Consider the following 13,292-nt stretch of genomic DNA (forward strand, 5'->3'; position numbering starts at 1 on the left):
GATCGGCGAGGAACCGGCTGACGCCGTCGACGGCGGCGATCCGGTCGCGCACGCCCTTGACGTCGGTGCGGCGGCGGGTGATCGAGCCCTCGCGGATGCGCCAGTAGTAGACGTGCTCGTGGAGGACGTCGACGGCCTCGGCGAGGAAGTGCGCCGGGATGGTGAGCGGGGTGTCCTCGTACAGCACGCCCTCGGGGAAGGCCAGCCCGTGCCGGTCCCAGAAGGTGCGCCGGAAGACCTTGTTCCAGGCCACCCGGTCCGCCAGCAGGCTCAGGTCGCGGCTGATGTGGGTGCCCAGGACCGTACGGGTCATGGACTTGTGCTGCCACGCCTGGCTGCGGCCCTCGGTGGTGAGCCGCCAGACGTTGCCGGTCGCGAAGTCCGACCCGGACCGCTCCAGCAGCCCGACCAGGCCCTCGTACGCGCGCGGCGGCAGCACGTCGTCACTGTCCATGAAGGTGAGGTAGGCGGTGCGCGGATCGGCGTGCCGGGCCCCGGTGTTGCGGGCGTGGCCCAGGCCCCCGTTCTCCTGTGTCACCAGCCGGAAGCGCGGGTCCTGGGCGGCGAACTCGCGGGCCAGCGCGGGCCCCGCGTCGGTGGAGCCGTCGTCCACCATCACCACGTCCAGCTCCCGCAGCGTCTGGGACGCGACGGACCGCAGACATTCGGGGAGGTACTGCTCGACGTTGTAGATCGGGATGACGACGGTGAGCCGGGGATCCATGGAGCAGACCAGACCTTTTCCAGGGGACGCACGGGACACCAGTCCAACCCCGTGCGTAGCCACCCGTCACATTTCCTGCGCTGTTCGAGTGACCGGCCGCGGTCCGAGGACGGGACGGAGCGTAATCATCTGACTACGCTGATCCGTGCCCCCTGCGTCACCGACCCCTGGATGGCCATGCCCCGCTTCAGCGTCATCGTCCCCGCCCGCGGCGTGCAGGGCTTCCTGCGCCACTGCCTGGACTCCGTGCTCACGCAGTCCTTCGAGGAGGTGGAGCTGATCGCCGTCGACGACTGCTCCGACGGCGGCGACGGGGCGATCATCGACGCCTGCGCGGCCGCCGACCCGCGGGTGGTCCCGGTGCACCTGGAGCGCCCCGGCGGCGTCGGCCCGGCCCGCAACGCCGGGGCCCGCCGCGCCACCGGCGAGTACCTGCTCTTCCTCGACGGCGACGACTTCCTCACCCCCGGCGCGCTGGCCGCCGTGGACGCCCGGCTGCGCGCCGCCGGCGAGCCCGACGTGCTGCTCTTCGACCACGACCGGCTCAACGTCTGGGAGCAGCTGCACGGCAGCGCCGACCGGGAGTTCCTCGAGGCGCACGCCGACACCGTCTTCACCGCCGAGGACGTGCCCGGGTGCCTGACCGTGCTGCCGGCCGCCTGGAACCGCGCGGTCCGCCGCGACCTGTGGGAGGCACACGGCTTCGCGTTCGCCGACGGGCCGTACGACGAGGTGCCCGTGGTCTTCGAGACGCTGCTGGCGGCGGCCCGGATCGCCTGCCTGGACCGGGTCTGCGTGACCTGGCGCAAGCGCCGCAGGGGCAGCGCCTCCACGCTGCCAGGGCGCCACCACTTCGCGGTCATCGACCGGTACGACGCGCTGTTCCACACGCTGACCGGCACCGGGCTGGGCGGCGGCATCGAGACGGCCCGCGGCGTCCTGTTCGACCACGCCGTGGAGCGGCTGCTGCGAATCATGGAGGACGACGGCCGGGTGCGCCCCGCTGACCGGCCCGACTTCTTCCGCGAACTGGCCGGCGTCCTGCGCCGGCACCGCCCGGCCGGCGCCGAGCTGCCGCCCCACCTGAACTCCTACGCCGTCTACCGCTCCATGCGCCGCGCCGGGACGCTGCGGCAGCGCACCGCCAAGAAGCTGCGGGCCCGCCGGCACCGCACGGCACGCACCGTCTACCGCCGCTACTACGCCCTCCAGCTGCGCCGCCCGGTGGACGAGAACCTGGTGGTCTACGCCGCGTACTGGAACCGCGGAGTGTTCTGCAACCCCGCCGCCATCCACGCCAGGGCCCGCGAGCTGGCACCCCACCTGCGGGGCGTGTGGCTGGTGGACCGCAAGCACCGCGACGAGGTGCCGCCGGGCGTCGAAGCGGTCCTGGTGAACTCGCGCCGCTACTGGGAGGTGATGGCCCGCGCCAAGTACCTGGTCAACAACGCCAACTTCCCCGGCACCGTGCACAAGCGGCCCGAGCAGGTCTACCTCCAGACCCACCACGGCACCCCGCTGAAGAAGATGGGCATGGACCTGCGCCGGCACCCGGCGGCGGCCGGCGGGATGAGCTTTCTGCGCCTGCTGGACCACGCCGACCAGTGGGACTACTGCCTCTCCGCCAACCCGCACTCCACGGAGGTCTGGCAGCGCGTCTACCCCAGCGACTACGAGACGCTGCCCACCGGATACCCCCGCAACGACGTCTTCTTCACCGCCACCGCCGAGGACGTCCGCCGCATCCGCGCAGAACTGGGCATCGCGCCGGGCACCACCGCGGTCCTCTACGCGCCCACCCACCGCGACTACGAGCGCGGCTTCCGGCCGCCGCTGGACCTGGAACGGCTCGCCGACGCGCTCGGCGAGGGCCACCAGCTGCTGGTCCGCACGCACTACTTCTACGGCGCCGACTCCCGGCTCGCCGCGCTGGAGGAGGCCGGCCGCATCCGCGACGTCTCCCAGTACCCGTCCGTGGAGGAGCTGGCGCTCGCCTCCGACGCGCTGCTCTGCGACTTCTCCTCACTGATGTTCGACTACGCCAACCTCGACCGGCCGATCGTCGTGCACTCCTCCGACTGGGAGGCGTACCGGCACGCCCGCGGCGTCTACTTCGACCTGCTCTCCGGCGAGCCCGGCGACACCCCGGGCCACGTGGCACGCGACGAACAGGAGATCGCCGGTCTCTTCCACTCCGGGCGCTGGGCGGACGGCCGCGCCGCCGAGCTGCGGGCCGCCTTCCGGGAGCGGTTCTGCCCGTACGACGACGGACTGGCGGCCGAGCGCGTCGTCCGCCGCGTCCTCCTCGGCGAGGACGGCCTGCTGCCCGTCGTGCCGGCCGCCGAGCGCACCGTCGCCCCGCCCCCGCACGAGGCCGAACGCGGCGGGGAGGCCGAACCCTGCACACAGGCGTGAGACACCGCGCCCCACCAGGGGCGCGGGGAACTGCGCGAGCAACCGGCGCGGCAGCCGGGCGACGAGGCCGGACCGTACGGCGGCTAGCGCCCCCGGTTACGTGCCGCGACGACCGCCTTGGTGACGACCGGCGGCAGCACGTTCACGGCGACCCGCCGCAGCGCGCTCCGCCCCTGCCGGCCCCCGCGGCCCGCAGCACCCGGGCTCCCGGCAAGCGGCGCATGCCGCACCCCGTGCCGCGACACCGGGTGCGCCGGCTCCTTGGCGCCCTTCACGGAGAGCCGGATCAACGGCTGTCCGGCCACCTGCTGCACCTCGTGCCACAGATCGTGCCGCCCGGCGAGCCACTCCAGCAGCTCGCCGCGGACCGGCTCGGGGTCGCCCCACGTGCCGTAGAACTTGGTGCCGGTGATGCACAGCGGCTTCAGCCCGCCGGTCGTCACCGCCTCCCAGGTGGCGGCGGCCACGCCGGGACAGTGCTCGGCGCGGTAGTCGTCCAGCACGACCACGCCGTGCGGGCGCAGCAGCTGCCGCACGGCCAGGATGTCGCCGTGCACGTGCTCGTACAGGTGCGAGGCGTCGATGTGCGCGAAGCGGCAGCTGTCGTCCGCGACGTGCGCGCGGATCACCGACGAGAGGCCCTGCACGATGTGCGGCAGCTCGTCGTGGAAGGCGAGGTAGTTGGCCTCGAAGGCGCGGCGGGTGAGCGTCGCGTAGGACTTCGCCATCTCCTTGGAGTTCGAGGAGTCCTCGGCGGGGGAGTCGAACAGGTCGCAGACCGTGAAGCGGTCGCCGGCCCGCAGCCGGGCACCCATGAAGATGGCGCTCTTCCCCATGTACGCGCCGAGCTCCAGCAGGTCCCCCGGTTCCTTGCGGCGTTCCTGGCGGGCCAGGAACCAGTCGAACATGAGCTGGTCGGCGGTGAAGAACCAGCCCTTGACATCGGCCAGGCGGGTGGGTCGCGGGAGCTGTTCGGCACTCTGGTCTGCGGTGAGGGCAGTCATGTGCGGTCCGTCTCCAGACGGTCGGGGATTTCCATGGCGACATGCGACGCGTGTGCTGTTGTGGGACCGGGTGCCGGGTGCGGCACCGCGAGACGGCGGGCCCGCTCGGGAGGCGGCGCGGGCCGTCGCTCGTCGAGGGGCACGGTGGGGGGCGCGCCCTCGTCCCCGAGAAACACACGGCGTACCACGCGTTCCGCGGCGTGGCCGTCATCGTAGGGGCAGAAAAGTGAACGGAAAGTGGCCCGCAGAGCGGCCGAACGGGGTCCGCGCCATGCGGGACTCGCGAAGATCTCGATGAGCTCGTCCTCGCTGCGTGCCACCGGTCCCGGCGGGTGCCGGAACAGGTCGACGTAGATGCCGCGGGCCGCCCGGTACGCCTCCCAGTCGTCGGCCAGCAGCACCACGGGGCGGTCGAGGTTCACGTAGTCGCACATGAGCGAGGAGTAGTCGGTGATCAGCGCGTCCGACGCCAGGCAGAGGTCCTCCACGCACGGGTGGCCGCTCACGTCGATCACTCCGTCCCCGGGCGGCTCCTGCGGCACGTCGGCGGCGTACGGCGGGCCCGCCAGGGTGGCGAAGTGCGGCCGCATCAGCACCACGAAGCCCGGCCCGAGCTCCCGCAGCAGCCGCCGCGGGTCCAGCGCGGGCCGCCGGGACCGCCGGTAGTCGCGGTGGGTCGGCGCGTACAGGAGAGCCGTGGCGTCGGGCGGGATGCCCAGCTCGGCCCGGATGCGCAGCACGTCCTGCGCGGTGGCGTGCTGGAAGCGGTCGGTACGCGGCCGCCCGTACTCCAGCGTGGTGTAGCCGGCCGGGTAGACCCGCTCCCAGGTCAGCGTGGCGTGGCGGTTGGCGGAGAGGCTGTAGTCCCAGCGGTCCACGCCGCGCAGCAGCCGCGCGAAGTCGGTGTCCCGGGCCGCTGCGGGCCGCTCCTGGAGGTCCAGGCCCATGTGCTTGAGCGGGGTGCCGCGGTGCGTCTGCACCAGGACCTGGCCGGGCCGCTTGACCAGCCGCGGGTCGAAGTCGACGTTGTTGACCAGGTACTTCGAGCGGGCCAGCGCGGTCCAGTACGCGGCGGTCCCGGGCCGCAGCCGGCGCACGCCCGGCGGCACGGTGTCCCCGTACCCCGGCGCCGCCACCCACGCCGTGCGCATCCCCGGCCGCAGCTCGCGCAGCTTGGCCTCGATGGCGGCGGGGTCGGCGGCGTACTCACGGTGCCAGTGCGCGGCGAACACCGCGTGGTCGGGCCTGACCGGCAGCCGCCGCTGGACCCGGTAGTGCAGCCCGAGCGCGGCCTGCCGCCCCTGCCGCAGCAGCCGGCCGCCCTGCCGCGCGGTGGCCCGGCGGAGCCGCTGCGCTCCCGCCAGCAGCCGGAAGGCACGGTGCCAGCCCAGCCGTACCAGCCCGTGCCGGACCCGCACGCCGAGGCGCCGCGGCGCGTCCCCGGCCGGCCCGTCACAGCGGTACCGGCGGCAGTGCGCGGCGGCCCGCCGGAAGAACTCGGCGCGGGCGTCCCGCGGCAGCCGCCCCGGCGCGGTGTAGACGGCCGTGAGGTGGTCGGTCATCCGGCGGGCCATCAGCGGCCGCCACCGGGCCAGTTCGGGCCGCGCGTCGAGGAAGGCGAACACCCGGTCGTACTGGTCGAAGACGTCGAAGTGGCCGCGCCCCGTGGTGCGCAGGATGCTGCCCCTGCGGCGCTGCCGGTAGTGCACGCAGACCCGGTCCAGGACCGCGATCGACTCCGCGGTGGCCAGCGCCGGGAACGTCCAGGGCGTGTCCTCGTAGTAGCCCGGCGGGAAGGTGAGCCCCTGCCGCCGGACGAAGTCGCGGCGGTAGGCCTTGTTCCACACGACCATCAGCAGCCGCAGCAGCTCGGGCCGGTCGGCGAGCCGGAAGACCTCCGGGCCGCGCCGGGCGAGCAGGTGGGCGTACTGGTTGCGGGCCGCGGTGCCGGACCAGGTGGTGCGGGCGTAGTCGTGTACCAGTACGTCCGGGTCACCGGTCGCGGCCAGCCGGGCGGCGACGGCGCTCAGCGCACCGGGCGTGAGGGTGTCGTCCCCGTCCAGGAAGAGCAGGTAGTCGCCGCGGGCGCGGGCGATCCCGGCGTTGCGGGCCGGGCCGAGGCCGGTGTTGGCCGGCAGGTGCACGGGCCGTACCCGGCCGTCGCGGCGGGCGGCCTCGCGGATGATCTCCCCGCAGCCGTCCGGGGAGCCGTCGTCCACCGCGATCAGCTCTAAGTCCGTCCAGTCCTGGCCGAGGACGGACTCCAGGCATTCCGGCAGGTACGCCTGGACCTGGTAGGCGGGCACGATGACGCTGAAGCGGGGCAAGGGCACTTCCATGAGATCGGCGGCCGGCTGCGTTGTCGGTCAGCGATCGTTCCCGGCGCCACCGCGCGGGCATGCGTGCGCGGGGGCCGGTTGCGCCCGGGTGGCAGACGAGACGCACCCGTACGAGTGAGGGCGCCCCGCGGACCGGCCCGTCCCAGGCTCTACTTCACCGCGCCCGCCGTCACGCCGGACACGAACTGCCGCTGGAAGGCGAAGAAGACCACCAGCGGTATGACCATCGAGATGAAGGCGCCCGGCGCCAGTACGTCGATGTTGTTGCCGAACTGGCGGACCTCCTGCTGGAGCGCCACGGTGATCGGCGGGTGGCCGCTGTCCGCGAAGATCAGCGCGATCAGCAGGTCGTTCCACACCCACAGGAACTGGAAGATGCCCAGCGACGCGATGGCCGGGCCGCCCAGCGGCATGACCACCCGCGTGAACAGCCGCAGTTCGCTCGCGCCGTCCAGCCGCGCCGCCTCCAGCAGCTCGCGCGGGATCTCGGCGAAGAAGTTCCGCAGCAGGAACACCGCGAAGGGCAGGCCGAAGGCCGTGTGGAACAGCACCACCCCGGCCGTCGTCTCGAAGAGCCCGATCGCGCCGAACAGCTTCGCCACCGGGATCAGCGCGACCTGCACCGGAACCACCAGCAGACCCACCACGACCATGAACCAGGTGTCCCGGCCGGGGAAGTCCATCCAGGCGAACGCGTAGCCCGCCAGCGCCCCGATGACCACCACCAGCACCGTCGCCGGCACGGTGATCAGCGCGGTGGTCACCAGCGAGTCCATGATCTTGGCGTTGCCCAGCAGATTGCCGTACCCCGTCCAGGTCAGCTGGGCCGGCTTGGCGAACACCTCCCACCAGCCGCTCTCCGCGACGTCGGCGGGGGAGCGCAGCGAGGAGATCAGCAGCCCGACCGTCGGCATCAGCCAGAACAGCCCGACCAGGACCAGGAAGACCCGCAGCGCGCCGCCGCCGGTACGGGCCGCGATCCGCGCGGCCAGGGACTGCCGGGCGCGCACCGCGCCCTCGGCCACCGCCGTCATCGCTGCCGCTCCTTCCGCAGGCGCCGGATATTGACGATCAGCACCGGTGAGACGAGGAGCAGCAGGAACACCGCGATGGCGGACCCGATGCCCAGCTCCGCGTTCGGACCGAAGGCCGACTGGTACAGCTGGAGGGCGAGCACGTTCGCCTCGTCCTGGCTGGCGCCCGGCGCGATGATGTACACCAGGTCGAAGATCTTCAGTACGTTGATCATCAGCGTGACGAGGACGACCACCAGGACCGGCGCCAGCAGCGGCACCGTCACCCGGCGGAAGACCTGCCACTCGTTCGCGCCGTCCACCCGGGCCGCCTCCAGCAGCTCCCGCGGCACGCTCGCCAGGCCCGCCGCGATCAGCACCATCGCGAAGCCCGCCCACATCCACACGTAACTGCCGATGATCGAGGGCGTCACCAGGGCCGGCCCGAGCCAGTCGATGCCGTTGTACGCCTCGGCGAAGTTCGCGGCCGGCAGCCGCAGGTGCGCCCCCTCGGCGGAGGCGGGCAGCGTGTACGTGCCGTCCGCCGCCGTGGTCGCCGACGCCACCACCTTGCCGTCCCTGACCGCCTCGACCTTCAGGCCGGCCAGCGCCTTCTCGTGCTTGTCGATCTTCCCCGGGGTGCCGCCGCCCCCGCGCGTGAAGTCCAGCCAGGCGGTGCCGGTGATCTGCCCGGGACGCGGCGTCGCCGGCTTCGCCCGCTGGGCGTCCTGCACGTCGTCCGGCTGCACGGCCACCAGCGGCAGGCCCACGGCGCTGCCGGTCCCGACCGCCGTCTTCGTGGTGAACGAGCCGCCGCCCGAAGGCCGCAGGTCGGCGTCGGGCCGGGGATTGGCACCCGGGTACGGCGCGGGCGCGGCGAAGGTGTCGTGCACGCCCACCCACACCGCGTTGGCGACCCCGCGCTCCGGGTCCTGCTCGTACACCAGCCGGAAGATGATGCCGGCGGCCAGCATGGAGATCGCCATCGGCATGAAGACGACCAGCTTGAACGCGGTGCCCCAGCGGACCCGCTCGGTCAGCACGGCGAAGATCAGGCCGAGCGTGGTGGACACGGTCGGCGCGACCACCACCCAGATGACGTTGTTCTTCAGCGCCGTGCGGATGCGGTCGTCGGAGAACATCTCGGCGTAATTGCCCAGCCCGACGAAGCCGTTGCCCGACGTGTCGAAGAGGCTGCGCCAGACCGAGTAGCCGATCGGATAGACCACCAGCGCGCCGAGCAGCAGCAGCGCGGGGAGGAGGAAGGCGGCCGCGATCCACGGGCGCGTCCCCGTCACGCTTCTGCCGGGCTTCTTCGCGCCGCCGCGGGACGCCTGCACGGCGGCCGTGGCGCCTGGAGAGACCATGGCGTCAGTTCCCGAACGACTTGGCGGCGTCCTTCTCCAGCTGCGCCTGGGTGCCCGCCACGTCCTTCGGGTTCTTCAGGAAGTCCTGCAGGGCCTTCCACTCGCCCTGGCCCGGCTTGCCGCCGAAGGAGGCCGGGGCCTGGTCGGACATGTCGAAGCGGAAGTCGTCACCGGCCGCGACCAGCGCCTTGCCGATCTTGCGGAACACCGCGTTCGGGTACGCCGAGGGGTCCAGCTTCTTGTTGGCGGAGACGAAGCCGCCCTGCGCCGCCCAGATCCGGGCCGCGTCCGGGGAGGCCAGGAAGGTCAGCAGCGCCTGCGACGCCTTGTTGTCCTTCAGCGCCACCGCCACGTCCCCGCCGGTCACCACCGGGGAGTCCGTGCCGACCGCCGGGAACGGGAAGACCTTGGCGTCCGTGCCGACCTTCGCCTTGGTCTGGCCGATGTTGGCCGCGGCGAAGTCGGCCGAGGAGACCATCGCGGCCTCGGGCCGGTCCTTGAACGTCTGCGTCACCGACTGCGGGAACGCCGTCTGCAGCGCGCCCCCGTTGCCGCCCGCGAGCAGGCCCTTCGCGCCGAACAGCGAGCCGAGCGTGGTGAGTGCCTGCTTCACCGAAGGATCGGTCCACTTGATCTCGTGCTTCGCCAGCTGGTCGTACTTCTCGGGGCCTGCCTGCGAGAGGTAGACGTTCTCGAACCAGTCGGTGAGCGTCCAGCCGTCGGCGCCGCCCACCGAGACCGGCTCCACGCCGGAGTCCGCGAGCGTGCGCGCGGTCTTCAGGAAGCCCTTCCAGTCCTTGGGCTCGGAGACCCCCGCGTTCTCGAACGCCTTGGTGTTGTACCAGACCAGCGACTTGTTGCTGGCCTTGAAGTACACGCCGTACGTCTTGCCGCCGTAACTCCCCAGGTCCTGCCAGCCCTTGGAGAAGTTCTTCGTCAGCTCCTTCTTCGCTGCCGGGCCGAGCGGCTTCACCCAGCCCTTCTTGGCGAACTCCTGGAGCACGCCGACCTGCTGGAGCATCGCGACGTCCGGCGCGCCGCCGCCGGCGACCTTGGAGCCGATGAAGCCGGCCATGTCGTCGCCGCTCGGCACGAACTCCACCTTGGCGCCGGTGCGCTTCTCGAACTCGTCCAGGACCTTGGTGAAGTTCTCCCGCTCGGGGCCGGTCCATACGGCCGTCACCTGGAGCGTCCGGCCGTTCAGCTTCGGCAGCCGGACGGTGGGCGCGGCATTGCTGCCGTCCTCGCGCTCGCTGTTGCCGCCGCCGTCGCCCCCGCAGCCGGTCAGTGCCAGCGCGCCCACCGCGACAAGTGCCGTTGCCGTACGAAGCGTTGCGTGACGCATCCGTCGCCCCTCCCGTTCGCCGTGCGACAGTCCTACCGGCGGCGGGAGGCCCGAGCAATAGTGCGTTCGACTGCAACGCCCCGTCGTGACCGGGCCGTTACCACCGCGGGTAACCCGGCTTTTCCGTACGGCGACCGTTTCGTTGCACGGTTGCACATGGCGTCACGTCACCGACTTGGCCGCCTTCTGCAGGGCGCTCGCCAGCAGGGCCAGATCGGTCGGGCCGTTGCCCAGCTCGCGCAGCGGCCGGCGGGCCGGCGGATCGCCCATCCGCTGCCACTCGAGGGGCACGACGGTCGGCCGCAGCGTGGACGTCCGGGGTATCCGGCCCGTCACCCGGCCCGCCTGGAAGGGCGTGGCGGACCCGTCGGCCGCGCGGAACAGCCGGCCGCGCCCGACCGGCAGCGGCTCTGCCGGGTCGCTCTCGCCGCCCAGCTCCGCACGGAGCCCGGCCCGCTCGGCGGTCGCGGTGGCCGCCGTACGGTCCGGATGGCCGGTCGCGGCGATCAGATGCACGCCGAGCGCGGCGCCGTCCCTGGCCACCGCCTCCAGCGCCCGCACCACCGAACCGGCAGCGGGCCGTCCCGTACTGCCCAGGGCCGGCGCGACCAGTGCGTCGAAGTCGTCGACCAGCACGAACAGCCGGGTCATCGGCGGCACGGCGGCGAGTCCGTCGGCCGCGGGGCGCCCCTCCTCCGCCGCGCCCTGCGTCCGGGGGCGCAGCCGCAGCGTGCTGGTGGCCGGCGTGTCGAGCAGCCCGGACCGGTCGGCCGCGCTCTCGTACCCGGCGGCCGGGGCGGGCGCTGCGGAACCGCCGCCCGTCGCCGTACGGCCCTCGGCGGACCGGCGCGGGCCGACCACCCGCGGCGCCGCCACGTACTTCGCGCGCCACTCGGCGAACCCCGTGCCGCCCAGTATTTCCGCGCGCCGCTTCAGCTCCGAGGACAACGCCTGCGCGAACTCCCGCATCCGCACCGGGTCCGAGGCCGCCAGGTGCGCCGTGACGTGCGGCAGGTCCGTACAGAGCCGCAGGCCGTCCCCGCGCTCGGTCCCGGCGCCGTCGACCAGCACCAGCGAGAGCCGGTCCGGGCGGTCGGCGGCGGCCAGCGAGGCGGCGATCGACCGCAGCAGCTCGGTCTTGCCCGTGCCGGGGCCGCCCTCCAGCAGGAAGTGACAGCCGTCGGCGGCCGGGTCGGCGTGCACCGGGCCGTGCGGACCGGCGCCCAGCACCGCCGCTGCCGAGGGCTCCTCGCTGTCCGCCGCGGCCGCCCAGCGGGCCATCAGGGAAGCGGGCGTGGCCCGGGCCAGCCCCAGCTCGTCCAGCAGCCGCGCACTGTCGGGCAGTGGCACGGCACTGCGGCTGCGGGACGTGCGCACGGTGTCGGCCTCGCGCAGCGGCGCCAGGGCGCGCGCGAACCGCTCGGCCCACGGACCGGAGACCGCGTCCACCGTGGCGACCGTGCCGTTCGTCCCCGCGCCGTACGGACCCGAAGCACTCTGCGGCACGCCGTTCACCGCGATGCTGCCGGTCACCGCGGCACCCGGCGCCGCCGGGGCCAGCGGGGCACCGGGCTGCACGACACGCAGCGCCGTGGCCACGTCGCCGCTGAGCACCGCGACCGCGCCGCACTCCCCGAAGGCCGGGGACGCGGCACGCGCCGCCTCGTACGTCTCGGCCAGCGGATACAGGGGGGAGGCCGAGGGCGTCTCGGCCAGCGCGAGCACGTGGATGCCGACCGCGGGGCCGCCCGACGCCAGCCGCGCCACGGTCTCCCGCAGCCCGGACGTGCCGGGGTCGCCGTCGGCGATCACGAGGGTGTACGGGCCGGGGTGCCGGGCCGCGGCCGCCGCCACGGCGGACCGCTCGGCACTCGCCCAGCCGGGCCCCAGCGGGCCGTCGTCCATCCGCCGGACCAGCTCGGCCGCGCGCGCCGCCGCCTGCTCCTTGTCGTACGCCAGCAGCAGCCGGCAGTCCTGGCCGTGCGCGGGGCGGACGTGCGGCAGCCAGCCCAGCCAGGACCACTCCTCCAGGCGCTGCGCGGTGCTGCGCGCGCGGTCCGCGCTGAGCAGCACGATCTCCAGGGTGCCCGGCGCGTGCAGCGCGGCGAGCTGGGCCACCGCGGCACGGGCCAGCCCGGCGAGCCGGGGACGCGGCCCGGCCAGGCCCAGCGCGCCGGCCGAGCGCAGTGCGACCGTGACCGGCACGGCGCTGCGGCCCCCCTCGCGGTCGGCGGTGCCGAGCCGGACGGTCAGCGCGTCGGGATGGCCGGCGTCGCGCTCCCACAGCCGCGGGCCGGGCCCGAGGGCGGTCAGCAGGACCGTGGCCGCGTCCGGCCAGCGCTCGTGCCCGGCCGGTCCCCGGCCGGGCTCGGCGGCGGCACCGGGAGCGGTCTCGACGGGCACGTGCACCTCGGTGCCGTACGCGGCGGCCTGCTCCTCGGCCTCCTCCTCGGTGGCGGCGGCCGTGCCCCCGCGTCCGCCGGCCAGCCGGCGCGCCCATGCGCCCCAGCCGCCCCGGCGGGTCGGTCTGCGGGAGGCGGCGTCGGGCCCTGCACCGGCCGGCTCCCCGGTGGCGGGCTGCGCACCGGCCGGCGCCGACGGGTCCACCAGCCGCTCCCGGCCGCCGTGGGTGGCGGCGGAACGCGCGTCGGGGGCGTGCGCCGCGCCGGACGCACGGCCCTCGTGCTCCGCAGCGCCGTGACCGCCGTGTCCGCCGCCGAGCCCGAGGGACGCGGCGGAGGTGCCCCGGACGGGCGTGCCGCGCCGCCCGGACGCGGCGCTGTCCAGGGGAGCGGCGCCGGAGGAGCCGGGCAGGTCGCCGCTGTCGGCGGGGTGGCCGTGCGCGCTTCCCGTGCCCGTGCCGTACGGGTCCTCGGCCGCGGCCGGCCGCGCGGCGGCGTCGTACGGCCGGCCGTGCCGGCCGGGCTGTGCGCCGTACGGGTGGCCGTGCGGCGCGCCGTACCGCTCCTCGGGGCGCGGTGCCTGCTGCGCGTCGTGCGCTGCCGCGTACCGGTCGGGCGCGGGCCGCCCGGCGGCCCGTGCGTCGGTGGCGTACGCCTCGGCCGACCGGGCCCCGGCGGCGTAC

8 protein-coding genes are annotated in these 13,292 nt (G+C 74.2%); 1 reads left to right on the plus strand and 7 read right to left on the minus strand.

The annotated features are described in order from the left end of the window. Positions 1–724: glycosyltransferase (locus C3486_RS34490; protein WP_146075118.1), on the minus strand; the 724-nt coding region annotated here is incomplete at its 3' end. 171 nt (positions 725–895) lie between these two features. Between C3486_RS34490 and C3486_RS34495 the strand changes: the two genes are divergently transcribed. Then, entirely contained in the window at positions 896–3,139 is a 2,244-nt protein-coding gene (locus tag C3486_RS34495) for a bifunctional glycosyltransferase family 2 protein/CDP-glycerol:glycerophosphate glycerophosphotransferase (RefSeq protein WP_308461289.1), read from the plus strand. Between the two features lie 83 nt (positions 3,140–3,222). Here C3486_RS34495 and C3486_RS34500 read toward each other — a convergent pair whose 3' ends face one another. The 6 genes from C3486_RS34500 to C3486_RS34525 all read right to left on the minus strand — a co-directional run. Next, positions 3,223–4,143, minus strand: coding sequence for a class I SAM-dependent methyltransferase (locus C3486_RS34500; protein WP_103836811.1), 921 nt, complete (start codon positions 4,141–4,143; stop codon positions 3,223–3,225). Beyond that, the gene (locus C3486_RS34505) at positions 4,140–6,470 is read right to left on the minus strand and encodes a bifunctional glycosyltransferase family 2 protein/CDP-glycerol:glycerophosphate glycerophosphotransferase (protein WP_103836812.1); all 2,331 of its coding nucleotides are present in this window, start codon (positions 6,468–6,470) and stop codon (positions 4,140–4,142) included. The genes C3486_RS34500 and C3486_RS34505 overlap by 4 nt, the downstream gene beginning before the upstream one ends. A gap of 161 nt (positions 6,471–6,631) precedes the next feature. Further along, on the minus strand, positions 6,632–7,516 hold the full coding sequence (locus C3486_RS34510) for a carbohydrate ABC transporter permease (protein ID WP_103836813.1): 885 nt from the start codon (positions 7,514–7,516) through the stop codon (positions 6,632–6,634). Next, a complete protein-coding gene (locus C3486_RS34515; protein ID WP_103836814.1) occupies positions 7,513–8,862 on the minus strand; it encodes a carbohydrate ABC transporter permease in 1,350 nt (449 codons plus the stop codon). Before C3486_RS34515 ends, C3486_RS34510 begins: the two co-directional genes overlap by 4 nt. A gap of 4 nt (positions 8,863–8,866) precedes the next feature. Beyond that, positions 8,867–10,207, minus strand: coding sequence for an ABC transporter substrate-binding protein (locus C3486_RS34520; protein ID WP_103836815.1), 1,341 nt, complete (start codon positions 10,205–10,207; stop codon positions 8,867–8,869). 162 nt (positions 10,208–10,369) lie between these two features. Continuing rightward, a partial coding sequence (locus tag C3486_RS34525) for an FtsK/SpoIIIE domain-containing protein (RefSeq protein WP_103836816.1) occupies positions 10,370–13,292 on the minus strand: 2,923 nt, incomplete at its 5' end.

It is taken from the genome of Streptomyces sp. Ru73 (genome assembly GCF_002920575.1).
Classification (GTDB): domain Bacteria; phylum Actinomycetota; class Actinomycetes; order Streptomycetales; family Streptomycetaceae; genus Streptomyces.